This window comes from Haloferax sp. KTX1, from assembly GCF_902410085.1.
Taxonomy (GTDB): Archaea; Halobacteriota; Halobacteria; order Halobacteriales; family Haloferacaceae; genus Haloferax; species Haloferax massiliensis.
The window spans coordinates 67,023-93,025 of record NZ_CABPRH010000011.1; the positions used below are offsets into that span (position 1 = coordinate 67,023).

Here is a 26,003-nt window from a genome sequence, read left to right on the forward strand (position 1 = left end):
CGTCTCTCGAACTGTATGACGACCGACTCGCGCTCCTCCGACCACGACCACGAAACGCCCGACTCGGCGACCGACCGCGTCCACGACACGTCGTGGTCCGCGAACCTCGAACACCCGCGGCACGCCGCCGACCGCGACCTCGTGATTTCGGAGGCCGTCGACGCGGTCGAACACACGACCGCCGGCCACCACGTCAACCTCGTCACCCACGGCGACCACGGCCATCCGGAGACGTACCTCTACGACGCGCTCGCGGCGCGACTCGACGAGGATTTGGAGTACGAGTACGTCGAACAGTGCGGCTGCGGCGGGCACGTGACGCGGGTGTCCGTCGAGTAGTTCGGTCTCGAACCGTGGGCGGACTGTCCCCGTGCCCGCGTCGATTACTGTACCTATTTATCCCGGAACCTGGATGGCACGACTATGGCCTCGCAACTCGTTTTGGCCCTGCTGGCAGGCGTCTTCGCCGGAGCCCTGTTCGGCCTCATAGAAACACCTATTCCGGCCCCGCCCAACCTCGCCGGAATCTTGGGTATCGTGGGAATCTACCTCGGATACAAGGGAATCCAGCGGTTGGGTCTCCACGTCGATATCTCGGGGGTGCTCGCGTCGCTGTTCTGAGCGCGCACGCGAGAAATCGGAATCGCCCCGCCTCGGAAATACCACCCACCGCAGACGACTTACGGCTTCTTTCCCTTCGATACGTCTCGCCCGCCGAGGACGGTTGCGGCGTTTGGGCGCTCGCGGCGAGACGGTTCCCGGTTATCCCGACGAACCGGGCGTGTCAGCGGTTCCGTCGTCGGCTTCGGCGAAGAACTCGAACGCCAACTCCCCGTCGAGGACGTGCGTTCGCTCGAACGCCCCCGCCTCGACGAGTTCCGCGGTACTGTCGACGACGAGCCTGCGGGCCGACTCCGGCCATTCGGTGACCGCGAGGTCGATGAACGCCGTTTCGTCGGCGAGTTCGCCGAACCGGTGGACTTCGACGACCGCGGCCGTCTCGTCTCGGAACAGCGACACGGCCGGGTGGGGACTGTGACCGGCCTCGAACGGCCCCCGTAGCGAGAGTTTCGGTGGGGACCCGTCGCCGTCGGGGGCCGCGAACCGCTGTGTGAGCGACCGAAGTTCGGTGTCGCGAGAGTGTGAAATCGAGACGGCGAGCGGCCTCGGGAGGGGCCCGGTCGTGGGGTCGACGCCCACGGTGGCGAGGTCTCCGTCGTCCCTGTCTCCGTCGAACTGGAGGTACTTCGCCCTGTCTCGGGGGTTGTCGTCGGTCTCGACCGCCGGGTCGGTGTGTTCGGTTCGCGGACTGAGCGAGCTACATCCCGCGGTCAGGGCGGAGGCGGCGGTCAGTGCGGACGCGAGGAACGCGCGGCGGCGCATAGTTGTCAACAAGCTGCCAGCAGTAACAATGTTCCGGACCGACGACAGCGCCGAGACCGCTCGCCGCCGCCGCGATGGGTCGTCGCCGTCGTCTCGTCACGACCGCGTTGCGGTCGCCCGGTCTTCGAAAGCGTTGTCCGGCCGTGGGCGGCCTACTCCGACTTCCCCTTCGGATACGTCTCGCCCGCCGACTCGCCGCCCTCGCCTTTGAGCCACATGAACGCGCCGAACAGCGCGGGCGACGCCAGCATCGCGCCGAACGTCCCGGCCAGCGCGATGCCGCCGAGGCGCTCCGTTCCGGGGTCGCCGAACGGCTCGGCCACCTGCGCGTTCGACCCGCCCTCGTCGTCGGTGACGACGACTGCGCCCTTCATGCCGAGCGTCTTGTGCGGCGTGCAGGCGTAGGTGTACGTCCCGGCCTCCTCGAAGGTGTGTTCGAACGCGTGGCCGCTGTCGCCGACGAGGTCGGACTCGAAGCTCCCGTCCTCGGCGGCGACGTTGTGCGACCCGCCCTCGCCGGTCCACGTCCACGCGACGGTCGTCCCCTTCGAGACGCGAATCGCCGCGGGACCGAAGCCGAACGCGCCGCCGTTGGCCTGCGCCCCGACGTCGACGGTCACGCGCTGGAGACCGGTCTGCGCCTCGACGCCGTCGAAGTTGGAGGTGTTTTCGAACCACGCGTCGAGGTCGGCGTCCCCCTCGTCGGCACTCTCGGTGGCCGCCTCCGATTCGCCCTCGCCGGTCGAGTCGGCCGCCTCAGTCGCGGTCGCCCCACCGGCGTCCCCGACGACGATTGCGCCCTTCATGCCGAGCGTCTTGTGCGGCGTACAGACGTATTTGTAGACGCCCGCCGCGTCGAACGTGTGCTCGAACGTGTGGCCGCTGTCGCCGACGAGGTCGGACTCGAAGCTCCCGTCCTCGGCGGCGACGTTGTGCGACCCGCCCTCCCCGGACCACTCCCAGACGACGGTCGTTCCGGGGTCGACGCGCACGGCGGCCGGGCCGAATCCGAACGCCCCGCCGTTGGCCTGCGCCCCGACCGTCACCGTCACCGTCGAACTTCCCGTCTCGTCCACCACCCCGTCGTAGTTCGAGGTCTGAGCGAACCACGAATCGAGGTCGGTCCCCGACTGCGCTCGCGCGGCGTCGGCGGCGCCTCCCAGCGCGGTCGCGGAGACGGCCGCGCCGCCGAGGAGTCGAAGTACGGTTCGCCGGCCGAGCGTCGGAGATGTGGTGTCGTTCGGGTTCATGATTGAAGGTGGCGAGGCGGCGGTCCCGCCTCGCTCGACACTCGACGGTCGGTGGTCCGGTGAAAAACCCGTCTCGGTGGTTCCCGAAACGCGGCCGAAGGGCGAACATGTTCGGAACTATCTTTGTCCGGGAGGAATAAGTTCGTTATACTACCGATGCCCCGCGCAACACTCTCCATCACGCTCCCCGAGCAGGTCTGGGTTTCCGACCTCTCGGGACGGTATCCGGACGCCGAGTTCACCGTCCTCGCGGCGATGCCGGCCGACGAGACGGGCGTCGGCCTCGTCGAGATACGGACGGCCGACATCGAGCCGGTCGTCACGACCATCGACGAGTACGACTCGGTCGTCTCGGTGACGATTCTCGAAGCGCAGCCGGAGCGCGCGCTCGTGCAGTTCGAGACGACCGAGCCGCTTTTGATTCTCACGCTCAGCGAGGTGGGAATCCCGCTGGAGCTGCCCATCACCATCGTCGACGGCGAGGTGACGGTCGAGGTGACCGCGCCGCGCGAGAACCTCTCGGAGCTGGGCGAACAGCTCACGCAGTTCGGCATCCCGTTCGACCTCGTCTCCATCCACCAGTCGATAGACACGGAGTCGCTTCTCACCGACGACCAGTACGACCTCCTCGAAACGGCCGTCGCCGAGGGGTACTACGACACGCCGCGGACGTGCACGCTCACCGGGCTCGCCGAGGCCGTGGGGCTGGCGAAGTCGACGACGAGCGAGAAGCTCCACCGGGCGGAGGGGAAGGTGATGAAGGCGTTTCTCGCGCGGGACGACGCGACGGTCGGGTAGGCCTCAGTCGCCGGCCTGGTCGCCGACGGCCGACCACAGAGACGACAGCTGGTCCGAGGCCGACCGCGACGGCGACGACACCGAAATCGAGAGGTCGCCCGGTTCGCGCGTCACGACCACCTCCTCGAAGCCGACCGCGTAGCGAGCGGCGTCGCGGCCGCGGTCGCGTTTTTCGAGGAGCCCCGCCTCGACCATCTGTTCGAGCTTTCGGTACACCGTCGACCGCGGGAGGTCACACGCGGCGGCGATGTCCGAGGCGGTCATCGGACCGTCGAGCTGCTTGAGCACGGCCCGGCACTGCGGACTGGTGAGGGCGTCGAACACCGTCTCGAAGTCCGGTTCGAGCGCGTCTGAGAGTGGATTCGTCGACATCTGCGTGGGTGTGGGTTGCTCGACGGCGACCCGCTCGCCGCCGGTTCGGTTTCCGATACGCCGCCGGGGCGTATGAAAGTCGCGGGGTACCAGCGTCGGGTTCGGTCGAACCGATGGCCGTCGATTCGGACTGGTACGCCCGATTCGACTGTTCACCGGCCCGGCACGTAGCGACCGTGCCGAACATGTTCGTCATGCTCCTGTGCGTCGGGAACTGGCGAGACGGTATTCCATCCCCCCGGGCAACGACCGACTGTAATGCGAAACTACGTTGGTGCACCCGGTTCGACGGTGTCGCGTCGCGAATTCCTCGCCGCCACTGGAAGCGTTGGAGCGCTCGGTCTCGCGGGGTGCGCCGCGCCCACGAACGGGGGCTCGGCCGCCGTCGGCGCGGACGAGACGACGGTCGCCCAGACGAGCGAGTCGACGCTGCCGTACACCAGTCCGCCGGAGGTCGTACAGGTCGACGAGCAGGGCGGGCAGGTCACCCTCAAGAGCGCGCCGGCGCGCCACGCGGCCCACCCCCTCGAAACGATGGGCGGGCCGGTCGAACTCCCGCAGGTGTGGGCGTTCAGCGCCGACGACGGGAATCCGAGCGTCCCGGGACCGATTCTCCGGACGACCGAGGGCAACGACATGGAGGTCACGCTCGACAACACCGACGGGATGCGCCCCCACACGGTCCACTTCCACGGCGTGCGCAAGGCCTGGGAGGACGACGGCGTGCCCACGACGACGGGCATCCGCGTCGACCCCGGCGAGAAACACACCTACACCATCCCGGCGAACGTCCCCGGGACGCACCTCTACCACTGCCACTACCAGACCCACCGACACATCGAGATGGGGATGTACGGCATCCTCCGCGTCGACCCGGAGGGGTACGAACCGGCCGACCGGGAGTACTTCATGACCGTTCGCGACTGGGACTCGCGGCTCCCCCGGCAGATGGCCGGCGAGAACGTGACGTACGACCCCCGGAACCGGAAGCCCGACGTGTTCACCGTCAACGGCAAGAGCGCGCCGCGGACGCTCCACCCCGAGGACGGCTCGCCCATCATCGTCGAACAGGGCGACACCGTCCGCATTCACTACGTCAACGCGGGCTACATGAGCCACCCGATGCACATCCACAACCACCGCTTCCAACTGGTCGAAAAGGACGGCGGCGTCATCCCCGAGGCCGCCCGCCACGACATGGACGTGACGAACATCGCGCCCGCGGAGCGCCACACGGTCGAGTTCACCGCCGACGCCCAACCCGGCATCTACCTCATGCACTGCCACAAGGTCAACCACGTCATGAACGGGAACTTCTACCCCGGCGGCATGCTCAGCGGCGTCGTCTACAAGGAGGTTATGGACACCGACATCTTCGCGAAGCTGATGGAGTACGCCGGCTACGAGGCCTGAGCGACGCGCCGTCGCGCTTTCGGAGTCTGTAAGCCGATAGCCCGCGTGCTCGGTCCCTCGGTTCCGAGCCGCCCCACAACTGTTATTAGCTAGTTGTATCACTAGGTAATCAATGGCGTCGACACAACTCCAACACGCCCGAGCGGGACGCGTCACCCCGGCGATGGAACGGGTCGCAGAGCGCGAGAACCGCGACCCCGAGTTCGTCAGAAAGCAGGTCGCCGAGGGGCAGGCGGTCGTCCCCGCGAACCGCAACCACGACTCGCTGGACCCGATGGTTATCGGCCGCGAGTTCGCCACGAAGGTCAACGCGAACATCGGCAACAGCGAGACGACGAGCGACCTCACAGAAGAGTTGGAGAAGCTCCACACCGCGGTCCACTACGGCGCGGACACGGTGATGGACCTCTCGACGGGGTCGAACCTCGACGAGATACGCGAGGCCAACGTCGCGTACTCGCCGGTCCCCATCGGCACCGTCCCCATCTACGAGGCGGTCAAGCGCGTCGACAGCCCCGGGGACATCACCCGCGACCTGCTCCTCGAAATCATCGAGAAACAGGCCGAGCAAGGCGTCGACTACATGACGATTCACGCGGGCGTGCTGATGGAACACCTCGCCCTGACCGACGGCCGGAAGACGGGCATCGTCTCCCGCGGCGGCTCCATCCTCGCTCAGTGGATGGAAGAACACGGCGAGCAGAACCCCCTGTACGTCGCGTTCGAGGACATCTGCGACATCTTCGCCGAGCACGACGTGACGTTCTCGCTCGGCGACGGCCTCCGACCCGGCTGTCTGGCCGACGCCGGCGACGACGCGCAGTTCGCCGAACTCGACACGCTGGGCGAACTCACGCGGACCGCGTGGGACTACGGCGTGCAGGTGATGGTCGAAGGTCCCGGCCACGTCCCGATGGACCAAATCGCCGAGAACGTCGAGCGCCAACAGGACGTCTGCGACGGCGCTCCGTTCTACGTCCTCGGCCCGCTCGTGACCGACGTGGCTCCGGGCTACGACCACATCACGAGCGCCATCGGCGCGACCGAGGCGGGCCGCGCCGGCGCGGCGATGCTGTGTTACGTCACGCCCAAGGAACACCTCGGGCTCCCCGACCGCGAGGACGTGCGCGAGGGGCTCGCAGCCTACCGAATCGCCGCCCACGCGGCCGACGTAGCGACCGACCTTCCCGGCGCGCGCGACTGGGACGACGCGCTCTCGGAGGCGCGTTACGAGTTCGACTGGGCGCGGCAGTTCGACCTCGCGCTCGACCCCGAGCGGGCGCGGTCGTACCACGACCAGACGCTCCCCGGCGACAACTACAAGGAGGCGCGCTTCTGCTCGATGTGCGGCGTCGAGTTCTGTTCGATGCGCATCGACCAGGACGCGCGCGAGGCCGACGGCGAGATGGCGGAAATCGCGTCCGCGACCGACCTCGACGCGTCGCCCGCGGCCGACGCGAACCTCCCGCCGGTCGGCGCGCACGACACCGACCGCGTCCCCGACGAAATCGAAATCGGCGGCGTCACGTTCACGCCCGAATCGGCCCACGGCGACGACTGACGACTGTCCGAGTCCGTGGTCCACCGACCGACTCCACCGTCTTCCGACCGACCGGCTCCCGGGCCGTCGACCGAGCCCACCGCGCGGGCGACCACCCCGTGTCGGTGGCTTCTTTTTCCGCGTCGCTGAACGGGCTTCCAATGGTCCTCGGTAGTCTCCTCCCGTCGTCGCCGCTCGCGAACGTCGCCGTGATTCTCCTGACGACCGGGCTCATCTGGGTCGGGAGCGGCTGGCTCGAAGAATCGGCCGACCATCTCGCGTCGTACTACGGCCTTCCCGCGGTCGTGCAGGGCTCCATCATCGTCGCCCTCGGGTCGAGTTTCCCCGAGTTCGCCAGCGTCGCCATCGCCGCGAGCGCGGGCGTCTTCGACATGGGCGTCGGCGCAATCGTCGGCTCGGCCATCTTCAACATCCTCGTGATTCCGGCGCTGTCGGGGCTCGCCACCGACGGCGACCTCGAAACCAGCCGCCTCGTCGTCTACAAGGAGGCGCAGTTCTACATGGTCGCGGTCGCCACGCTCGTCGTCACGTTCTCGCTGGCGGTCATCTACTTCCCCGCGCCCGACGGCCCGGCGCTGACGGGACAGCTCACCCGCCCGGTGGCGCTCATCCCCCTGCTCCTCTACGGCCTCTACCTGTTCATCCAGTGGCAGGACGTCTCGGAGTACGAAAGCGAGGAGGCGGGCGTCGCCGACGGCGTCGGCCGCGAGTGGGCGCGGCTCCTCGGCGGCCTCCTCGTCATCCTCGTCGGCGTCGAGCAACTGGTCGGGAGCGTTGAGTCGCTCAGCGCGACCTTCGGCGTCCCGACGTTCCTCGCGGGGGTCACCGTCGTCGCCGCCGCGACGAGCCTCCCCGACACGCTCGTCAGCGTCCGCTCGGCCGCCGACGGCAACAGCGCGACGAGCCTCGGCAACGTCCTCGGGTCGAACACGTTCGACCTGCTCGTCGCCATCCCGGTGGGCGTGCTCATCGTCGGGAGCGTCCCGGTCGACTTCGCCGTCGCCGTCCCCATGCTGGGCGTGCTGACGCTGGCGACCGTCCTGCTTTTCGGCCTGCTCCGGACGGACCTGTCGCTCACCCGGCTGGAGTGCTACGCGCTCGGCGCGGCGTACCTCGTCTTCGTCGGGTGGATTATCGCCGAGACCGCGGGCGTCACGAGTTTGCTTCGGAACTGACGGGCGGTAGCGGGGACCGCGACCGACGGTCTGCGCCGACCGCCGATTACTCGTCTCGCGGCTCTCTGACCGTCACCACCGGCACCGGCGAGGTCCGGACCAGTTTCTCGGCGACGCTCCCGAGCATGTAGCGGTCGAAGCCGGTGTGGCCGTGGGTCCCCATCACCACGAGGTCGACGTCGTGTTCGTCGATGTACGCGAGGATGCCGTCGTGAATCGACACGTCGCGGCCGACCGACTTCCTGACCGTCTCGACGCCCAGGGCGGCCGCCGTGTCGCTCGCCGCGTCGACCGCGTCGCTCGCCCGCGCTTCGAGTTCGTCGATGAGGAGCGGGCCGCGGATGTCCGCGCCGAAGGCGGCGACGTTGACGACCGACACCGCGTGGAGCGTCGCGTCGGTCGCCGCCGCCAACTCGCCGCCGAACGTGACCGCGGCGGTCGCACAGGCGCTCCCGTCGGTGGGCGTCAGCACGTCGGCGTAGGGGTACGCGAGGTCGGTCGCCGCGTCCGGTCGGACGGTGAGCACGGGCACGTCCGACCGACGGACGACGCGCTCCGTGGTGCTCCCGAGGAGCAGTCGGCTCAGCCCCGTCCGCCCGTGGGTCGGCATGACGACGAGGTCGACGTCCCGTTCGGTCGCGTACTCGGTGATGACCCGATACGGCTCGCCGCGTTCGACGCTCGTCACGACCGACACGCCGGACTGCGACGCGCGGGCCGCGGCGTCGCTCACGAACCGCTCGCCGTCGCTTCGGCGGCGCTCGGAGCCATCACCGTCGGCGTCGTCGCCCTCGCCGCGCAGACTCGGGCGCCGCTCGGGCTCCGCCGGGGCGACGTGCAGTAGGTGGAGGGTCGCGTCCGAGGCGGCGGCGATGTCGACGACGTGGTCGAGGACGGCGTCCGCGCCGTCGCTCCCGTCGGTCGGAAAGAGGAGTCGGTCGAACATGGCCCGGTATTCTCAGCGAACTCACAAAAGCGGGGCGGGTGGCCGCCGCGGGGTGAGAATTCGACCGCACCCCCGCGGTCAGCGCCGGAGCGCCCAGACCGCCAGTCCGATGGCTTCCCGAAGCGTCACGCCCGCCGCGAACACGTACACCGTCTGCAACGGGAGTTCGAGGAAGTCGATAGCCGCCACCGCGAGCGACATCACGATGGCCATCCCGACCCATCCGAGTGCGAACCGGCGTTCCGACGCCGACGTGTGTGTACCCAACTCGACCATACTCCCTGACTCGCCCGAATATATTTAATCTCTCGTGCTGGCGCGACCGAGCGGGCGGCCGCGGTGTGACGTCGACCGCCGAGCTACTCCGGTCGGAGCGCGCTACTCGGCTTGGGCGTCCACCACGGCGACACCCGCGAGGTTGACGATGTCTTTGACCTCGTCGCCGCGCTGGAGGACGTGAACCGGCTTGTCCATGCCGACGAGCATCGGGCCGATGGCCTCCGCGCCGCCGAGGCGCTGGAGCAGTTTGTAGCCGATGTTACCCGCTTCGAGGTTCGGGAACACGAGGACGTTCGCGGGATCGTCGAGTTCCGCGAAGTCGTACGTGTCGGTCAACATCTCCTCGACGAGGGCGGTGTCGGCCTGCATCTCGCCGTCGACCGGGAAGTCCACGTCGGGGTCGGCGTGCAGTTGTTCGACCGCGTCGCGGGGCTTGCGCGTCCCCTCGTTCGTGACGCTCCCGAAGTCCGAGTACGAGAGCAGCGCCGCGCGGGGGTCGACGTTGAACCGCCGCGCGAGTTCGGCGGTGTGTTTCGTCACCTCGGCGAGCACGTTCTCGTCGGGGTCGAGGTTGACCGTCGCGTCGGCGCAGAAGATGACCCGGTTCCGGAACGTCAGCATGTAGACGCCGGCGGCGTAGTCGGCGTCGTCGGCGGTGCCGATAATCTGGAGCGGCGGGCGGAGCGCCGACGGATAGTGGTGAGTCAGCCCCGTCAGCATCGCGTCCGCGTCGTCCATCGAGACCATCACGCTGGCGAAGTAGTTCGAGTCGCCCCGCACGAGTTCGGCGGCCTCCGTCCGGGTGAGGCCCTTGCGCTGGCGGCGCTCGTAGAGGTGGTCGACGTAGTGGTTCCACTCGCCGCTTTCGGGGTCGGCGATGGTCGGGTCGAAGTCGAGGCCGAGGTCCTCGGCGGTCCGGAGAATCTCCTTCGTCCGGCCGACGAGGATGGGTTCGGCGATGCCCTCCTCGACCAACTGGCTCGCGGCGCGAATCATCTTCTCGTCTTCGCCCTCGGCGAGGACGACCCGCTTGGGGTTCGTCGCCGCCTTGTTGAGGACGACGCGCATCATCTCGCGGGACTTCCCGAGGCGCGCCTCCAACTCCTCGCGGTAGGCGTCGAGGTCGCGCTCGCGGCGGGCCGCGCCGCTCTCCATGGCCGCCTCGGCGACGGCCGGCGTCACCTCGTAGAGGACGCGCTGGTCGAGCGGCTTGGGGATGAGGTAGTCGGGGCCGAACTGCAGCGGGCCGTCGCCGTAGGCCTTGACGACCGCGTCCGGAACGTCCTGTCGGGCGAGGTTCGCCAGCGCCTCGGCGGCCGCGCGCTTCATCTCCTCGTTGATCTCGGTCGCGCGCACGTCGAGCGCGCCGCGGAAGATGAAGGGAAAGCCGAGAACGTTGTTGACCTGATTCGGGTAGTCCGAGCGACCCGTCGCCATGATGACCGTGTCGTCGCGGGCCTCTTTCGCGTCCTCGTAGGCGATTTCGGGCTCCGGGTTCGCCATGGCGAAGATGATGGGGTTGTCGGCCATCGACCGCACCATCTCCTGACTCACGATGCCGCCGACCGAGAGGCCGACGAGCACGTCCGCGCCCTCGATGGCGTCTTCGAGGTCGCCGTCGTCGACGCCGCGGGCGAACGGTTCCGCGTACTCGTCGAGTTCGCCGGCCTCGGCCCGCGACTCCGAGAGGACGCCGTCGATGTCGCACAGCGTGATGTTCTCGTGGGGGATGCCCAGCGAGACGTAGAACCGCGCCGTCGCGGTCGCGGCCGCGCCCGCCCCCGAGAAGGTGACGTTCAGCGACGACAGCTCCTTGTCGGCGATGTCGGCGGCGTTCAGGAGCGCCGCGCCGGAGATGATGGCCGTGCCGTGCTGGTCGTCGTGGAACACGGGGATGTCCATCCGCTCGCGCAGGGACTCCTCGATTTCGAAGCACTCCGGTGCCTTGATGTCCTCTAAGTTGATGCCGCCGAACGTCGGCTCCATCGCGGCGACCGACTCCACGAACGCTTGGGGGTCGTCGTGGTCGAACTCGACGTCGAACACGTCGATGTCGGCGAAGCGCTTGAACAGCACGCCCTTGCCCTCCATCACCGGCTTCGACGCCTGCGCCCCGATGTCGCCGAGACCGAGCACGGCGGAGCCGTTCGAGACGACGCCGACGAGGTTGCCCTTCGCCGTGTACTCGTAGGCGGCGTCTTCGTCGTCGGCGATGTCGAGACACGGCGCGGCCACGCCCGGCGAGTACGCCAGACTCAGGTCGCGTTGAGTGTTCGTCGGCTTCGTCGTCGCTATCTCCACTTTCCCCGCGGGCGGACGCCGATGGTAGTCTCGGGCGTCGTCTTCGAGCGTCATTGCTCGTGATGGGTACGGTCAGGTAAGTAGTCCCTTCGCTCCGACAGCGCCTCGCCAACGGGAGTCACACTGACCATCCGTTGACAATCCACACCATTTTTCATTATCTTGAGCAGCGCCTCTCCCCGTCCACTCTTCGGGGACACACTGTTCAAGTTTCAGTCACATATATAACGAGCACCGTGATAACTATTACTCAACTATCGGAACTATATGTGTAGTTGATGCGTTTGACGGCGCGTCGACTCGCGTGCGTCGAGTCACTGCGTCGGAACCGAACCGCTGGCCCTCGACCGCTGACTGACGCCCGCAGTGTGTTCTTCGCCAGTTTAGACGGGACGAAGTCGAAAGCCGGAGCTACCGACTCGAACGAGGACCGACGCGTCGCCGAGGGGACAGTCAGCCAGCTGTCTAGTCGGCTTACTGGTATATCGGCGCGCATTCGTCCGGATAGTCGACCATCAGCTCACGGATAGTTCGCCTCTCAGACGCCCGCGACGCGGCGTCGCGCTCAGCGGAGGGCGTCGTGCGGAATCGTGTAGAGGCGAACCTCGTCTGCGACGGTCATCTCGTCGGGGTCACCGTCCGTGGCGAACAGGTCAGAGATGCGCTCGATCTGTTCTGTCGGATAGACGTGCTTTGCGCTCCCGTAGCCGTGGTAGACCTCGACCGGAACGGCGAACGTCAGCGCATCCTCGGCAGCGGGAGCCGAGCAGATATCCGTCGGTACGTTCTCTCCTGCTTCGTATCGCTTGTTAACCATTCGTTGACAACCCACACTCTGTAGCGGCTCCGAGCAGTATCTCACCCACCTCTTGAGATATCCTGTCGAGTTTCGACTACAACTCCAACGACCAACATGATAATCGTTACCCAACAAGCGAGACGGGTGTCTTCGCGCGCTCGCGGACGCATTCAGACGGCGGCCGCCCCGAAGTGTGATGGGTATATGCCCGTTACACCTCCGCCGATTACTCGAACGTCGCCCGCCGTTGTCGCCTCGCGGCGCTCCCTCGCCGCGGATGAGACGACGCGGTTCCGATGCCGCCGCTATTGTAACTGACAGTATCAGTAGTTGCGCGACGCCGATGGGGACGCTGTGGCCCCGCGTCGACGGGGAGTGATTTCGACCGCGTGAGGGTCGTCCGTGACTACGAGTCGATTTTTCAGAAAGTTTTACATTCAAAAGTATTATGGCGTTCGTATTTGTTGAGTGAGATATGAGTCGTTACCGCAGGCTCTCCCAACAGGGGTTGAGTCTCGCACTCGCGCTCATCGTGGTATTCTCGGTTATCGCAGGGCCAGTATCTGCGAGCGTCGGGACCACCACAGGTGAGGCACAGCTGGGTGGACCGCCCGTTAACCAACTCGACACGGTCGACGGCGACCAACTGACGCAGGCGTCGGAGAACATCAGCGTCTGGGACGGGGCGTTCCTGACGCTCCGGCCGGACACGACCGATTCCCGATTCGACTCGGCCGCGGCGTACCAGGTCCAGTCGACTAACACGTACGTACAGGTAGACGGGCAGGAACAGTCCCTCCGGAAGAACCCGATGTACGTGTACGACGTGGGACAGGAGGTTCCGTTCACGTTCTCCGGTTCGAGCGCCGGTGCTCCCCGAGCCATCCAAGACCAAGATGTCCAACTCGTCGCGGCCAAACTCGAACGAGGCGCGTCGGTTCCGCGGAGCATCTCCGGCGTCGCTGAGACGCTCACGAGCGACGACAGCGTGAGCGCCTCGGTCGTCAGCGAGACCACGGGAACGGAAAACGACAACTCGTTCGCGTTCACGCCCGACGAGTCCGGCATGTGGATGCTCGCCGTCGTCACCGTCGACGACGGGAGCGGCTTTTCGGACGCCGACGGCGACGGGAACCTCGAAACCGACGGCAACGTCACCTTCGTCGGCGTCGACGCCCTCCCGGTCCAGCAGGGGTCGTCGTCGGTGAGCACGCCGTCGCTCGCGGGTAACGGCCAGAACGTGACGGTCACCGTGGACGCCTCGTCGCTCGACGCGACCGAGGTCAGCCACACCGTCGCAATCTTCAACGAGTCTGACCTCTCGAACTACGAGCAGACCATCAACGCGACCGACCGGTCGAACATCGCGCTCGAAACGCAGATCGCGCGGGTGAACGGCACCGGAAAGCTGTCGACGGACGCGAACGTCATGGGCGTCACGCCCGGTTCGCGGTCGTTCGTCGGGAGCCAGACGGCGGTGTCGATTTTCGACCGCTTCAACGACAGCACGTCGCGGTTCGACGACGTGACCGTCGTCGACCCCGGCGCGACCGTCTACGGTTCGGTCGTGACCACGGTCGCGGGGAACCGGACGACAGTCGAGGTCCCCGTCCCCGACGGTGCCACGCCCGGCGACTACGTCGTGATGCACGTGGCGACGAACCTGTCGGGCACCGAGTCGGTGACGAACCGCGCGCCGCTACAGGTCGCCCAGAGCGTCCAACTGAACCTGACGGCCAACACGACCACGCCCGTCGCGGGCGAGGACGTTGAGTTCACCGTCACGCGCGAGGACACCGGCGCGGCCGTGCAGAACGCGACGGTCACCGTCGGCGACACGACCGTCCAGACTGACGCCAACGGCGTCGCGGTCGCCACCGTCTCGACGGCCGGCGAGTACAACGCCACCGCGTCGAAGAACGCGACGAACGGCGAGGCGTTCGCCGACGCCGCGCTCGCGCTCGACGTGTTCGAGCCGGCGACCTTCGAGTACAGCAACCTCACCGTCGAGCCCCAGCAGGTCCTTCCCGGGGGCGACGTGGTCGCCAACGCGACCGTCGAGAACGTCGGTGACGTCAACGGGAGCTACGAGGCGGCGCTCACCGTCGACGGCGAGGCGCAGTCGCCGTCCGACACCGGCGGGCTCCGGCCCGGCGAGTCGACCGAGGTGAGCTTCACGACCTCGTTCGACGACCCCGGAATCTACAACGTCTCCATCGACGAGCTCTCGACCGACGACGCCGAACTCGTCTCGCGGACCGTCCGCGTCATCTCGCCCGCGAACACGAGCGTGACCGACGTCAGCGTCGAGCCGACGAGCATCAACACGACCGAGCGGTACACCGTCTCGGCGACCGTCGAGAACACCGGTGGTCGCTCCGACCTGGTCCGGCTCACGTACACGACGACCGACGACGAGGGTAACACGGAGGTCTACAACACCACCCGAACCGTCGTCGTGGGGGCCGACTCCACGGTCACGCGGAACGTGACCGCGCTCGCGCCGACCGCGCTCGGCTCCGACGACGTCGGGGACTTCACCGTCGCCGTCAACGGCGTCGAGGCCGACTCGACGCTGACGGTCACGAGGCGCGACCGGCTCCCGCCGCACGTCACGCTTCCGGAACCCGCACAGGGCGCGGTACCCTTCGGAACGGACCTCACGCTCAACGTGGGCGACGAGTCGAACATCCGTCGTGCGACCTACAACTTCGGTAACGGCCCGCAGCCGCTCTCGCTCGACGCGGACGGCAGCGCGACCGTCCCGACGGACGAACTCGACGAGGGGCGGACGACGCTGACGGTCAACGCGACCGACGCGGTCGGGAACACGATCACCCGGACGTTCACGTTCGACTTCGTCTCCTCGCCGCGCGTCACGAGCGTCGCGCCGACCGACGTCGCCGGCCCGTCGAGCACCATCACGGCGTCCTTCGCGGACGACCGCAACGGTGCGGCGGAGTCCGGAATCAACGCCAGCGCGACGACGCTCGTCGTCGACGGCACGACCGTCGACCTCTCGGGCGCGACGACGAACGACAACTCGACGCTCGAAATCAACGTCTCCGAACTCGGCGTCTCGCTCGACGAGGGGCCGACGACCGCGAGACTGACCGTCGTCGACGAGGCCGGCCACGCCACCTCGCGGCTGTTCGAGTTCGAGTACGACGAGACCGCGCCGACCGCGAGTCTCGCGCTCGACCCCGACTACGTCGAGGACGACGAGGACGTGAGCGCGAACAACCCCATCGACATCACGCTCGACAGCGCCGACGACAACCTCGAATCCGCGGCGTTCGTCGTCCGTAACGACGACGGGGACGAGGTGTACACGCGCGACGTGACCTCGCTCGCCCGCTCGACCGGCGAGTTCGAAATCGAGTGGGACGGCACGAACGACGACGGCGAGACCGTCTCCAGCTGTTCCTACAACCTCACGCTCGTGGGCACGGACGCCGGCGGGAACACCGGCGTCGACAACGCCACGGTCTGCGTGGACAACGAGGAGCCGACCTACGACGTGTCGGCCGTCGACGGGACGACCGACGACGTCCACACGAACGGCAGCGTCGACGTCACCTACAGCACCTCGGAGAGCGTCACCGTCGAGTACGCGTTCGAGTCCGACTCGGGCGTGACGGCGACGTTCGAACGGACGCCCGACCAGGGGACCGGAAACCACACGCTCGACGTGGCGTCGGCGCTCCCCGACGGGAACTACACGATGACGGCGACCGCCACCGACCTCGGTGACAACGACGTTACCGTGGAACGGAGCGCCCCCGTCGTGGTCGACACGACCGACCCCGGACTCACCGCGACGCTCAACACGACCGCGTCCGGTAACCTGTCGGTCACCGTGGCGAGCACGGAACCGCTCGCCGGCACCCCCGACGCGGAACTCACCGACCCGAACAGCAACGTCGAGTCGCTGACCCTCACGGAGCAGGACTCGACGACGTGGACCGCCGAACTCGACACGGCCGCGTCCGGCGAGTACGCGCTCGACGTGACGGGGACCGACCTCGCCGGCAACACGGCGAGCGACTCCAGTACCGCGACGGTCGAGAGCCACAACTTCTCGGAGCAGTCGTCGGTGCTGCTCGTGAGCGCGAGCGGCGACACGTTCATTCGAATCAACGCCAGCGACGACGCGGACCTGCCCGCCGGGCAGACCGTCGTCACGCTGACGGACACGAACGTCCCGCCGAACGCGCTCTCGCAGGGCACGGCGGCGACGAAGTACCTCGAAGCCAACGCCGGACTCACCGAAGACCAGATAGAGGACGTCACCTACGGCTTCAGCGAGGACCTCGACACCACCGGCAACGGCTTCTACATCGTCTACATCGAGCGCGGCGGCACCCGAGTGCTGCCGACGACGCTGCAGACCGACCCGGTCCCGGGCGTCACGGGCGACTACTACGTGGCGACCCGAACCGGCCTGTCGACCTACGGCGCGGTCGAAAACGACACCGAAGCGCCGACCATCAGCTACGACGACCCGACGGAGGGCGCTGCGTTCTCCGAGGTCAATAACACGGTGTCGGTGAACGCGACGCTCTCCGACAACGTGGAGGTCAACGCGTCTACGGTGTCGGTGACGCTCGACAGCGACGGACAGGTCAGCGACGTGGACGTGACCGACGACGCGACCGTCACGAACGAGTCGGTCAACTACACCACGTCCGCGCTCCCGCCGGCGAACTACACCGTCACCGTCGAGGCGTCAGACACGAACCTGACCGCCAACACGGCGACAGAGCGGGTCAACTTCACCGTGCGGGACGACCGCGAATCGCCGACGGTCACGTCCATCGGCCCGGCCGACGGCACGACCTTCCCGTTCGGCACCGACGCGGTGGAACTCAACGCGACCTACGAGGAGGCGAGTGACCCGGTGAACGACACCGGCATCGACGCGGAGAACGTCACCGTCCTGTACGACGGACAGGACATCACGTCCGCGACGACGCTCGATTCGACCGGGTTCAACACGACCGTCGCGGTTGGCGACAACGAGACGCACAACCTGACGGTTCGCGTGCCAGACGGGGCCGGCAACACGGCCGTCCGCACGACGAACTTCAGCGTCGCGGGCGACGACGCCGAGCCGGCGGTCGAGATTTCGACCCCCACAGAGGGCGACGAACTCTCGAACACGACGACCTCGGTCAACGTGACCGCGAGCGTCGACGACGCCGAAAGCGGCGTCAACCTCAGCAGCGTGACCGTCTCCTTCGACGGGACCGACGTCACGAGCGAGGCGAACCTCGACGACCTCTCGAACGTCCGGCTCAACGAGACCGGTCTCGAACCGGGCACCAACCACACGGTGTCCGTCTCGGCGGCCGACGAGAGCGGGAACGAGAACGCGTCGACGGTGAACTTCAGCGTCGCGCCCGACCTGACGGCACCGAACGTCACGCGGGTCAGTTCCCGGAACGCCACCTTCGAGAGCAGTGCCGACTTCTCGGTCGAAGTGAACTACACCGACCCCGAGAGCGGCATCGACGCCTCCGCGGTGACGCTTCTGGTCGACGGCGAGGACGTGACCGACGACGCGACGGTGTTCCCGAACCCCGGCGCGACGCTCGAACTCAACTCGTCCGAGATCGACTCGGGCGAACACCAACTCAGCGTTCGCGTCACCAACAACAACGGCGACACGACCACGAACGACACGACGTTCTCGGTCAATCAGGGTCCGGACATCGCAGTGACGTCCGTCGAACTCAACGCGACCAGCGTGCAGACCGGTGACCCGGTCGAGGTGACCGCGCGGGCCGAGAACTTCGGCGACGAGTCCGGTTCGCTCGACGTCGGCGTCACCGGCACCAGTCAGGCTGGCACCACCGACTTCGGCGTCACGAAGCCTGTGGCCCTCGCCGCCGGTGCGAACCAGTCCGTGAGCTTCGTCATCGAGCCGACGAACGCGGGCACCTACACCGTCGCGGTCAACGGTACGACAGCGACGAACGCGCTCGGCGTGAGTTCGCCGACCGCCGACATCCAACTGCTCAGCGACTCGTCGGTCAGTCCGACGTCGCTCGTCGACGGCGAGCAGGCGACCGTCACGGTCAAACTCGGTAACCTCGGCGGCGCGAGCGGCAACGTCTCCGGCACCGTGACCCGGAACGGGACGGCGGTCGGGAACATCTCGACCTCGCTCGCCTCCGGCGCACAGCGGACGTTCACCTTCACCGACACCCCGCCGGGAACCGGCGATTACGTCTACGCGTTCGACGGCACGACCATCGACACGGTCTCCGTCTCGGAGCGTGCCCCGGCGTTCAGCATCGACGCGGGCGCGAGTTCCATCTCGCAGGCGACCGTGGACACCGACGAGACGTTCACGGTCAGGGTGCGCGTGAACAACACCGGCACCGCCGAGGGGACGTACACCAGGGCGCTCACGGCCGGCAGTGCGACGCTGGCCACCGAGAGCGTCACCGTCGGCCCCGGCTCCTCCGGCACGCTGACGTACTCCGTCTCCATCGATGACGCCGGCACGTACGACCTGCAGGTCGACAACGTCACGATCGGCAGCATCACCGTCGAAGAGGCGAACGTCGGCGGCGGCGGTGGCGGCGGCGGCGGCGGCGGTAGCGGCCTCCCCCACGACGACACGACCGACAGCGACCGGCTGTTCTCGGCTCGCGGCTTCGACGCCCGGTTCGACGGCGGGCAGGGCGTCTCCGCGGTGAGCATCACGTTCAGCCAGCAGACGACCGGCGAGGTCATCGTCAGCGAACGCTCGGGAGTCCCCGGCAGCGTGGGACAGCCCGGCGGCACGGCCGTCAGCTACGTGCGCATCGACGTTCCCGACAGCGCGCGCGACCGCCAGTCGACCCTCCGGTTCACCGTCAGACAGAGCCGGCTCGACGAACTCGGCATCGAGTCGTCCGACCTCGTGGTCCGGCGGTTCAACGAGGACGCCGGTTCGTGGGACGACCTCGAAACCCGCGTCGTCAACAGCGGTGACGGCGCGGTCGTCATCGAGGCCGACACGCCCGGCTTCTCGTACTTCGCCGTGACGTCGCGGCAGGCTGTCACGACGACGCCGACCGACGACGACGACGCGACGACGACGACGCCGGCCGACGACGACACCACCACGGCGTCCAGTACGCCCGGCTTCGACGACGACACGACGACCGCCGCGAGCAGCACGACGGACTCCCCGATTCCCGGATTCGGCGCGGCGCTCGCCGTGGTCGCGCTCCTCGCGGCCGCGCTCCTCGCGGTCCGCCGGAACGACTAACGACCGCGCCGCGCGGTTCGTCTCTCCTTCATCTTTCGACCCGACCAGCGACGCCCGCGGATAGTGCGACGAACTGCCTACAAGCTTTTACCACAGGTGGGCAAAACGAACGATGATGCTACGACCTCGCGTCTCGATCTCCGTTCTCGTGGTCGCCGCGATGCTTCTCGCGGCCGTCGCACCCCCGGCCGTGGGGGCTAACGGCGACTACGATATCGATATCGACGGCTCCATCGACACCGTCGACAGAACCGTTTCGACCTCGCAAGGCGAGTTCACCGTCACCCAAGTCGGCCGCGCCGACGCCGGCGACACCGTTTCGGTCTCCGTGGACGCGCCGAGCGACAGCGACTACGCGATCACGATTCTCGACTCCGAACAGCGAATCCGGCGGTCCGCGCCCGCGACCGGCGACGCGACCGAAGAGTTCGGAACCGGTGGACTCGAACCCGGAACCTACGCCGTCGTGGTCGGCAACCAGTCGACCGAGGAAGTCTACGCCGGCGAACCCCTCGTGATCCGCGCCTACGCGGTCTCGACGCAGGCCGCCGAGAGCGTCGAGCGGTCCGACGACCTCGACGTGACCGTCGAACTCGACGAGGTCGAGTCGGGCGAATCCGCCGAGGCCGTGCAGGTCGTCCTCGCGGACGACTCCGAGAACGTCCGCGTCGACGCCTCGTCGGTCAACGACACGCACTACTCGGCGTCCGTCTCCACCGACGACTTGGACGCCGGCGACTACTCGCTGTACGCGGTCGTCCGCGGCGACGACCAGGCGCTCGGCGAGGACGAACTCATCGGCGTGAGCGACGCCTCGACGGTCGAGGTGACCGAACAGTCGTCAGACTCGGACGACACGGCGACGCCCGACGACGACGATGACGACGACAGTGACACGGACGACACCGCGACGACCACGTCCGACTCCGACGACACGTCGACGTCGGCGACCGACACCGCCGAGACGACGGACGACTCCACCGATTCGACGGACGACTCCACCGATTCGACGGACGACTCCACCGACTCGGCGGACGACTCCACCGATTCGACGGCGACCACGACGACCGACAGCGTCGTGACGCCCAGCGAGTCCACGACGGCGACGGCCCAGACGACGACCTCTTCGGAAGTCCCGAACACGGCACCGTACCTCCTGTTCGGCGCGCTCGTCGTCTTCGCGGTCGGTCGGCGACTCGTCAGCTAATCGGAACCCGCGTCACCCCCGCTTTTCTTCGCCGCCCCGCTGGTCTAGCGCTCCGCTCGCGCTCGCCGACGGTCGAGTCGGTTGACCAGCCAGATGCCGAACGCGACGACCGCGAGCGCGTACTGGAGGTTGTACCGCGGGTCGCCCAGCGATTCGAGGACGCGGACCCACGGCGGAATCGAGTCCGCGGGGTAGTCGGTCGCCGGGAACAGGGGCCACAGGAGGAACTGCATCGCGCTCCAGTCGCCGGCGAGAAGCGCCCGGTAGGTGTCCCCGAGGTAGTGCGAGAACGTCGCGACGACGATGGCGGCCGCGTGCTCGTCGTAGCCCAGCCGATAGCCGACGCCGACGATGACGACGAGGACGGGCAGCATCACGAGAAGCGAGTGACCGAGCGAGCGGCCGCTGACGAGGACGCCGTAGTACGCGAGCGGTTTGTCGATGAGGTCGGGCAACTGCGAGCCGACGAGCGCGGCGGCCAGCGTCCACTCGGTCGGAAGCGGGCGGCGACGGCCGACCCGGAAGAGCGCGACCGAGAGATATCCGAGGGCGAGGTGGCCGATTGGGAACACTACCGAGGTGGACGACGCCGAGGCTATTCAACCGTGGGGACGACGCGAGCCGACGCCGCCCCGCGAATCTGGACGTTCGTCGAGTCGCGTCGGCGTCGCCCCCCGTCGGCGCGGCGACCACGCACCAAGTATATGTCACGTCGGGGACCACGTGGCAGTATGTCTGACTCGGTCTCCGAACACCGTCCTCCCGCCGCGGCGGACTCGGCGGCGACCCTCCGCTGCGAGCGGGTCGTCCGCGAGTACACCCGCGGCTCCGACTCGTTTTTCTCCCGCGGGTCCGACGCCCCGACGGTCCGCGCGCTCGACGGCGTCTCGCTTTCGGTCTCGACGGGCGAGTTCGTCGCCATCGCCGGCCCGAGCGGGAGCGGCAAGTCCACGCTGTTGCACCTCCTCGCCGCGCTCGACGCGCCCACCCGCGGCGACGTCCGCGTCGCGGGCACCGACGTCCGGTCGCTGTCGAACCGCGGGCGGACGAAACTCCGCCGGGACACCATCGGCATCGTCTTCCAGCACTTCCACCTGTTGCCCTCGCTTTCGGCCCGCGGCAACGTCGCGCTCCCGCTCATCGAGCGCGGCGTGTCGAAGCGCGACCGACGCGCCCGCGCCGAGGACCTCCTCGGACAGGTTGGGCTCGGCGACCGCGCCGGCCACAAGCCGGGCGAACTCTCCGGCGGCGAGCAACAGCGCGTCGCCATCGCCCGCGCGCTGGTCTCCGACCCCGCGGTGCTCATCGCCGACGAGCCGACCGGCGAGTTGGACACCGAGACGGGCCAGCGCGTCCTCGACTACATCGAACAGACCGCCACGGAACGGGCGGTCGTCGTCGCCACGCACGACGAACACGTCATCGAGCGGGCCGACCGCGTCGTCCGCCTCCGCGACGGCCACGTGGTGAGCGATGGCTAGGCGACACCGGCTGTTCGGCGTCGTCGGCCTCGCGGGCCGGCGCGTCCTCGGTCGCCTGCGGACCACCTCCTCGAAGCAGGTGCTGTTGAGCGTCCTCGGCGTCGCCCTCGCCGTGACGCTCATGACGACCGTCAGCGGCATCGCCCTCGGCCTCGGCGCGGAAAACGCCATCCAGAGCGAGGGCGTCGACTACTGGGTCGTCCCCGAGGCCAGCACGGCCTCGTCGGTGGCCGTCTCGGTCGGCGGCCCCCAACTCGGCGACACCCACGCGATTACCGACCGACTCTCGCGCGACGAGCGGGTGGACTACGCCACGCCGGTCCAGACGCAGTTGGTGACGCTCGCGCCCGAAGACGGCTCGACCGACGAGTACGTCCTCGCGGCGGGCATCATCCCGCCCGAGGAACCCACGTCGGTCGTCGGCGTCTCGACGGAGGCGCTCACGCCGGGCGACCCCCACTACGCCAACGGGAGCTACGACGGTCCCCGAACCGGCGAACTCGTCCTCAACGACGCCGCCGCGGAGCTCCTCGGCGTCTCGGCCGGCGACGAGGTGACCGCGAGCGTCGGCGGGTCGCGGGCTACGTTCACCGTCGCCGACGTCCGCGAGGGGTCGCTGTCGTCGGGGGTCGGGCCCGTCCCGGTCGCGCTCGTCCACCTCTCGGAGCTGCAGACGATGACCGGGGCCACCGAGGGTGACCTCGCGGACCAACTGCTCGTCAGCACCGACTCGGCGGGCGTGCGGTCCGACATCGAGACGCTCTACCCGCGGACCTCGGTCGTCACGCAGACCGGCCTCGCCGTCCGCGGCGCGTCGACCTCCAGTCTCCCGCTGGCGATGGCCGCCGTCTCGCTCGTCGTCGCCGTCCTCGTCGGCGTCCTGTTCGTCGCCACGATGATGGGCCTCGAAGTCAACGCGGACCGCCGCAATCTCGCCGTGCTCTCGGCGATGGGCTACCGGACGAGTTCGCAGATGCTGCTCGTCGTCGCCGAGACGGTGGTCGTCGCCACCGTCGGCGGCGTCGTCGGCGTCGCGGCCGGCATCGGCGGCATCCACCTGACGAACGCCATCACGCGGGAGCTACTCGGGGTGCAGGTCGCGCTGTTCGACCCGGTGCTCGTCGGCTACAGCGTCGCGGTCGCGGCGCTCATCGGCCTCGTCTCCTCGGTGTACCCGGCGTGGCTCACCTGGCGGACGCCGACGCTGGAGGCGATGTCGCATGACTGAGGACGCCGACCCGAACCGGGGTTCGGACGCGAGCACACTTCCGGAGTCGTCGCGGTTCCCGCGGCTCTCCCGCGTCCGCGCGTCGGCGGGAATCGCGTTCTCGCAGCTCTCTCACGCCCGCGGGCGGACGGTCCTGACGGTCCTCGGCATCACGCTCGCGGTCCTCGCGGCGACGCTCTTGGCGGGGACGGGAATCGGCGTGATGCAGACGGGCCAACAGCAGTTCGACGCGGCGGGCCGCGACGTGTGGATCACCGGCGGCCCGGTCCGGTTCTCGCCGACCGGCGTCGGCGGCTTCGAGAACACCATCGTCGACGCCCACGGGTTAGACGCCGAGCTGGAGGCCCGCGAGGACGTGAAACTCGTCACGCCGATGTCGTTCCAGACGGTGTACGTCAGGTCCGACGAGTCGGACTACGAGACGCTCGTCGGCGTCGGCGCGCCCGCCCGCGGCGGGTCGGTCCAGATTACGAACGGCACGGGGTTCAATCGGACCGACGTCCACTACGCCGGCGGCAACTACACCGGGCCGATGACTCACGAGGTCGTCATCGACCAGCGGACCGCCGAGATGATGAACGTCTCCGTCGGCGACTCGCTGTACGTCGGCGGGACCACGGGCATCGCCCGCGAAAACGAGTTCACCGTCGTCGGTATCTCGCCGACGTTCTCGCGGTTCCTCGGCACGCCGAGCGTCGTGGTCCACCTGAGCGAGCTTCAGGAGGTGACGGGCTCGACCGGCGCGGACACGGCCACGCTCATGACGCTCACCGTCGCCGACGGGGCCGACCCCGAGGCGGTCGCGGCCGACATCCAAGCGGACTATCCGGACTACGACGTGCGGACGAATCAGGAACAGCTCGCGGAGATTCTGCGCGACCAGGCGGTCATCATGGCCGCCGGCGGGAGCCTCGTCTTCCTCGCGCTCCTCGCGGGGCTGGCGCTCAGCGTGAACGTCCTGTTGTCGCACGTCTACCATCAAACGCGGGAGCTCGCCGCGCTGAAGGCGCTCGGCACGTCGTCGTCGACGCTGTCGCTGACGCTCGCCGCGCAGGCGCTCGTCCTCGGCACGCTCGGCGGCCTGCTCGGAGTGGCGCTTTCGTTCCCGGCGGCGGTCGGCCTGAACCGACTGGCCCGGCTCCTCGTCGGCTTCGGCGACGTGGTCGTCCTCCCGCAGACGGTCCTCGTCGGCGGCTTCGCCATCGCGTTCGTGATGAGCCTCGTCTCGTCGCTCGCGGTCAGCCGGCAGATAGCCGGGATTCGGCCGCTCGACCACCTGTAGTCGCGGCGGGGCGTCCGGGGGGCTTCCGACCCCCGCAAGCGATAGTTTAGTTATCCCGCCCCGTCCACGACCGTACATGGCAACGGCACGACGCGAGCGGTTCGTCCGCGCCCAACTCGCTTGGATGCTCGGCGCGACCCTCGTCTTGGTCCTCCTCGACGCGCTGTCCTACGAGTTGGTGTTCGTCGTGTCCCTCATCGGCTTCCTCGTCGTCGTCGAACTCACCGCGCCGGTCGCGGTGACGCCCGCGTGGCGGCGACGGCTCCTGTGGCTCATCGGCGGCGGCCTCGTCGCCTTCGGCTACATCGTGGTCAGACGCGTCCTCGACATCCTCCCGCCGGGGGTGTTCTGAGTGCGTCTCGGCTCCCGCGAGGTCGGCTACCCGCACCTGTTGGCCGCGGCGCTCCTCGTCGCGATGCTCGTCGGCGTCGGCGTCGGCGCGGGCACCTCGTCGTCCACCTACGGCGCGTTCAACGCCGCGTGGGACGGCGGCTCCGGCGTCCGCGGGGTCGCGGCCGACGCGGGCGCGGAGACCGAGGTCGTCTACAACACCACCGAGTACGACGCGGTCGACCCGGCGGGCACCGTCGCGTTCGTCATCTCGCCCGAGCGGGGTTACACCGACGCCGAGGCCGCCCGCATCGAGTCGTTCGTCCGCGCCGGCGGGACCGTCGTCGTCGCCGACGACTTCAGACCGCACGGCAACGACCTGCTCGCCCGACTGGGCGCGTCGGCGCGCATCGACCGGACGCCGCTCCGCGACGACCGCCACCAGTATCGGTCCGGCGCGCTCCCGGTGGTGACGCGCGTCGCCGCCGACCCGCTCACCCGAAACGTGACGCAACTCACGCTGAACCACCCGGCGACGGTGACGGCGAACGAGAGCACCGTCCTCGTCCGCTCGTCGAACTTCTCGTATCTCGACCGCGACGACGACGGCGAACTGGACGACGCCGAGACGCTCCGGTCGCATCCGGTCGTGACCACGGAGCGCCTCGGCGCGGGCGACGTGGTCGTCGTGAGCGACCCGAGCGTGTTCATCAACGCGATGCTCGACCGGCCGGACAACCGGGCGTTCGCGGCGGCGCTCGCGGCCGACCGACAGACCGTCGTGTTGGACTTCTCGCACGCCGAGGAGCGTCCGCCCCTGCAGGTCGCGCTTCGGGCGCTCCGGGGGTCGGGCGCGCTGCAACTCCTGTTCGGCGGCCTCGCCGTCGGCGCGGTCGCGCTCGTCGCCCGGCGCGGACGGCTCTCGTAGGCCGTC

Annotated in this window: 21 protein-coding genes; 13 read left to right on the forward strand and 8 right to left on the reverse strand. The window is 68.4% G+C overall.

Translation table 11 applies throughout. The features are described from left to right. Window positions 1-15: 15 nt before the first annotated feature. Both FY251_RS16215 and FY251_RS16220 read left to right on the forward strand, forming a co-directional pair. Window positions 16-339 (forward strand): CGCGG family rSAM-modified RiPP protein, encoded by a 324-nt coding sequence (locus FY251_RS16215; protein ID WP_148416116.1) that lies wholly within the window; start codon window positions 16-18, stop codon window positions 337-339. Window positions 340-423: 84 nt separating this feature from the next. Next, window positions 424-621, forward strand: a complete 198-nt coding sequence (locus FY251_RS16220; RefSeq protein ID WP_089776696.1) for a XapX domain-containing protein — start codon at window positions 424-426, stop codon at window positions 619-621. Between the two features lie 141 nt (window positions 622-762). Here FY251_RS16220 and FY251_RS16225 read toward each other — a convergent pair whose 3' ends face one another. Together FY251_RS16225 and FY251_RS16230 are read right to left on the reverse strand one after the other, a co-directional pair. Continuing rightward, window positions 763-1,383, reverse strand: coding sequence for a hypothetical protein (locus FY251_RS16225; protein WP_148416117.1), 621 nt, complete (start codon window positions 1,381-1,383; stop codon window positions 763-765). Window positions 1,384-1,535: 152 nt separating this feature from the next. Continuing rightward, complete coding sequence (locus FY251_RS16230) at window positions 1,536-2,633, reverse strand: halocyanin domain-containing protein (protein ID WP_148416118.1); 1,098 nt, start codon at window positions 2,631-2,633, stop codon at window positions 1,536-1,538. A gap of 156 nt (window positions 2,634-2,789) precedes the next feature. Between FY251_RS16230 and FY251_RS16235 the strand changes: the two genes are divergently transcribed. Then, window positions 2,790-3,431 carry a helix-turn-helix domain-containing protein gene (locus tag FY251_RS16235; RefSeq protein ID WP_148416119.1) on the forward strand — a complete coding sequence of 214 codons (642 nt, stop codon included), beginning with the start codon at window positions 2,790-2,792 and terminating at the stop codon, window positions 3,429-3,431. A gap of 3 nt (window positions 3,432-3,434) precedes the next feature. On the opposite strand, the gene FY251_RS16240 is transcribed toward FY251_RS16235, so the two are convergent. Further along, window positions 3,435-3,803: a helix-turn-helix domain-containing protein gene (locus FY251_RS16240; RefSeq protein WP_089776693.1), complete on the reverse strand. Its 369-nt coding sequence runs from the start codon at window positions 3,801-3,803 to the stop codon at window positions 3,435-3,437. 258 nt (window positions 3,804-4,061) lie between these two features. Here FY251_RS16240 and FY251_RS16245 point away from each other — a divergent pair, with 258 nt between their 5' ends. The 3 genes from FY251_RS16245 to FY251_RS16255 all read left to right on the forward strand — a co-directional run bounded on the left by FY251_RS16245 (window position 4,062) and on the right by FY251_RS16255 (window position 7,952). Further along, window positions 4,062-5,216: a multicopper oxidase domain-containing protein gene (locus tag FY251_RS16245; RefSeq protein WP_148416120.1), complete on the forward strand. Its 1,155-nt coding sequence runs from the start codon at window positions 4,062-4,064 to the stop codon at window positions 5,214-5,216. Between the two features lie 112 nt (window positions 5,217-5,328). Further along, the gene (gene thiC, locus FY251_RS16250) at window positions 5,329-6,777 is read left to right on the forward strand and encodes a phosphomethylpyrimidine synthase ThiC (RefSeq protein ID WP_148416121.1); all 1,449 of its coding nucleotides are present in this window, start codon (window positions 5,329-5,331) and stop codon (window positions 6,775-6,777) included. A gap of 140 nt (window positions 6,778-6,917) precedes the next feature. Beyond that, window positions 6,918-7,952 (forward strand): sodium:calcium antiporter, encoded by a 1,035-nt coding sequence (locus FY251_RS16255; protein ID WP_148416122.1) that lies wholly within the window; start codon window positions 6,918-6,920, stop codon window positions 7,950-7,952. A 46-nt stretch (window positions 7,953-7,998) separates the two neighbouring features. Here FY251_RS16255 and FY251_RS16260 read toward each other — a convergent pair whose 3' ends face one another. From FY251_RS16260 to FY251_RS16275, 4 genes are all read right to left on the reverse strand, one after another. After that, window positions 7,999-8,898, reverse strand: coding sequence for a universal stress protein (locus tag FY251_RS16260; RefSeq protein ID WP_148416123.1), 900 nt, complete (start codon window positions 8,896-8,898; stop codon window positions 7,999-8,001). A 78-nt stretch (window positions 8,899-8,976) separates the two neighbouring features. Beyond that, window positions 8,977-9,174 (reverse strand): hypothetical protein, encoded by a 198-nt coding sequence (locus FY251_RS16265; RefSeq protein WP_004967129.1) that lies wholly within the window; start codon window positions 9,172-9,174, stop codon window positions 8,977-8,979. A 102-nt stretch (window positions 9,175-9,276) separates the two neighbouring features. Next, window positions 9,277-11,532 carry an NADP-dependent malic enzyme gene (locus FY251_RS16270; protein ID WP_148416124.1) on the reverse strand — a complete coding sequence of 752 codons (2,256 nt, stop codon included), beginning with the start codon at window positions 11,530-11,532 and terminating at the stop codon, window positions 9,277-9,279. A gap of 511 nt (window positions 11,533-12,043) precedes the next feature. Then, on the reverse strand, window positions 12,044-12,295 hold the full coding sequence (locus FY251_RS16275) for a hypothetical protein (RefSeq protein ID WP_089776685.1): 252 nt from the start codon (window positions 12,293-12,295) through the stop codon (window positions 12,044-12,046). Between the two features lie 514 nt (window positions 12,296-12,809). Here FY251_RS16275 and FY251_RS16280 point away from each other — a divergent pair. After that, window positions 12,810-19,541 (forward strand): PGF-pre-PGF domain-containing protein, encoded by a 6,732-nt coding sequence (locus FY251_RS16280; RefSeq protein ID WP_148416184.1) that lies wholly within the window; start codon window positions 12,810-12,812, stop codon window positions 19,539-19,541. Between the two features lie 112 nt (window positions 19,542-19,653). Then, the gene (locus FY251_RS16285) at window positions 19,654-20,748 is read left to right on the forward strand and encodes a cell surface protein (RefSeq protein ID WP_148416125.1); all 1,095 of its coding nucleotides are present in this window, start codon (window positions 19,654-19,656) and stop codon (window positions 20,746-20,748) included. Between the two features lie 44 nt (window positions 20,749-20,792). Here the strand turns inward: FY251_RS16285 and FY251_RS16290 are convergent, their stop codons facing one another. Beyond that, on the reverse strand, window positions 20,793-21,320 hold the full coding sequence (locus tag FY251_RS16290; protein ID WP_148416126.1) for a metal-dependent hydrolase: 528 nt from the start codon (window positions 21,318-21,320) through the stop codon (window positions 20,793-20,795). A 159-nt stretch (window positions 21,321-21,479) separates the two neighbouring features. On the opposite strand from FY251_RS16290, the gene FY251_RS16295 reads away from it, so the two are divergent. The 5 genes from FY251_RS16295 to FY251_RS16315 all read left to right on the forward strand — a co-directional run bounded on the left by FY251_RS16295 (window position 21,480) and on the right by FY251_RS16315 (window position 25,997). Further along, window positions 21,480-22,229 carry an ABC transporter ATP-binding protein gene (locus FY251_RS16295; RefSeq protein WP_148416127.1) on the forward strand — a complete coding sequence of 250 codons (750 nt, stop codon included), beginning with the start codon at window positions 21,480-21,482 and terminating at the stop codon, window positions 22,227-22,229. After that, window positions 22,222-23,457, forward strand: coding sequence for an FtsX-like permease family protein (locus tag FY251_RS16300; RefSeq protein ID WP_148416128.1), 1,236 nt, complete (start codon window positions 22,222-22,224; stop codon window positions 23,455-23,457). The genes FY251_RS16295 and FY251_RS16300 overlap by 8 nt, the downstream gene beginning before the upstream one ends. Beyond that, the gene (locus FY251_RS16305; protein WP_148416129.1) at window positions 23,450-24,739 is read left to right on the forward strand and encodes an ABC transporter permease; all 1,290 of its coding nucleotides are present in this window, start codon (window positions 23,450-23,452) and stop codon (window positions 24,737-24,739) included. The genes FY251_RS16300 and FY251_RS16305 overlap by 8 nt, the downstream gene beginning before the upstream one ends. Window positions 24,740-24,815: 76 nt before the next feature. Next, the gene (locus tag FY251_RS16310; RefSeq protein WP_089776679.1) at window positions 24,816-25,091 is read left to right on the forward strand and encodes a hypothetical protein; all 276 of its coding nucleotides are present in this window, start codon (window positions 24,816-24,818) and stop codon (window positions 25,089-25,091) included. Beyond that, complete coding sequence (locus FY251_RS16315; RefSeq protein WP_148416130.1) at window positions 25,092-25,997, forward strand: DUF4350 domain-containing protein; 906 nt, start codon at window positions 25,092-25,094, stop codon at window positions 25,995-25,997. The last annotated feature ends 6 nt before the right edge of the window (window positions 25,998-26,003 follow it).

Excerpts from the sequence above, each read along its gene's own strand:
- FY251_RS16255 (WP_148416122.1), top strand. The coding sequence starts at position 6,918 with ATGGTCCTCGGTAGTCTCCTCCCGTCGTCGCCGCTCGCGAACGTCGCC.
- FY251_RS16240 (WP_089776693.1), bottom strand. The coding sequence starts at position 3,803 with ATGTCGACGAATCCACTCTCAGACGCGCTCGAACCGGACTTCGAGACG.
- FY251_RS16305 (WP_148416129.1), top strand. The coding sequence starts at position 23,450 with ATGACTGAGGACGCCGACCCGAACCGGGGTTCGGACGCGAGCACACTT.
- FY251_RS16295 (WP_148416127.1), top strand. The coding sequence starts at position 21,480 with ATGTCTGACTCGGTCTCCGAACACCGTCCTCCCGCCGCGGCGGACTCG.
- FY251_RS16215 (WP_148416116.1), top strand. The coding sequence starts at position 16 with ATGACGACCGACTCGCGCTCCTCCGACCACGACCACGAAACGCCCGAC.
- FY251_RS16285 (WP_148416125.1), top strand. The coding sequence starts at position 19,654 with ATGATGCTACGACCTCGCGTCTCGATCTCCGTTCTCGTGGTCGCCGCG.
- FY251_RS16310 (WP_089776679.1), top strand. The coding sequence starts at position 24,816 with ATGGCAACGGCACGACGCGAGCGGTTCGTCCGCGCCCAACTCGCTTGG.
- FY251_RS16245 (WP_148416120.1), top strand. The coding sequence starts at position 4,062 with ATGCGAAACTACGTTGGTGCACCCGGTTCGACGGTGTCGCGTCGCGAA.
- FY251_RS16265 (WP_004967129.1), bottom strand. The coding sequence starts at position 9,174 with ATGGTCGAGTTGGGTACACACACGTCGGCGTCGGAACGCCGGTTCGCA.
- FY251_RS16225 (WP_148416117.1), bottom strand. The coding sequence starts at position 1,383 with ATGCGCCGCCGCGCGTTCCTCGCGTCCGCACTGACCGCCGCCTCCGCC.
- FY251_RS16275 (WP_089776685.1), bottom strand. The coding sequence starts at position 12,295 with ATGGTTAACAAGCGATACGAAGCAGGAGAGAACGTACCGACGGATATC.
- FY251_RS16260 (WP_148416123.1), bottom strand. The coding sequence starts at position 8,898 with ATGTTCGACCGACTCCTCTTTCCGACCGACGGGAGCGACGGCGCGGAC.
- FY251_RS16270 (WP_148416124.1), bottom strand. The coding sequence starts at position 11,532 with ATGACGCTCGAAGACGACGCCCGAGACTACCATCGGCGTCCGCCCGCG.
- FY251_RS16220 (WP_089776696.1), top strand. The coding sequence starts at position 424 with ATGGCCTCGCAACTCGTTTTGGCCCTGCTGGCAGGCGTCTTCGCCGGA.
- thiC (WP_148416121.1), top strand. The coding sequence starts at position 5,329 with ATGGCGTCGACACAACTCCAACACGCCCGAGCGGGACGCGTCACCCCG.
- FY251_RS16235 (WP_148416119.1), top strand. The coding sequence starts at position 2,790 with ATGCCCCGCGCAACACTCTCCATCACGCTCCCCGAGCAGGTCTGGGTT.
- FY251_RS16230 (WP_148416118.1), bottom strand. The coding sequence starts at position 2,633 with ATGAACCCGAACGACACCACATCTCCGACGCTCGGCCGGCGAACCGTA.
- FY251_RS16300 (WP_148416128.1), top strand. The coding sequence starts at position 22,222 with ATGGCTAGGCGACACCGGCTGTTCGGCGTCGTCGGCCTCGCGGGCCGG.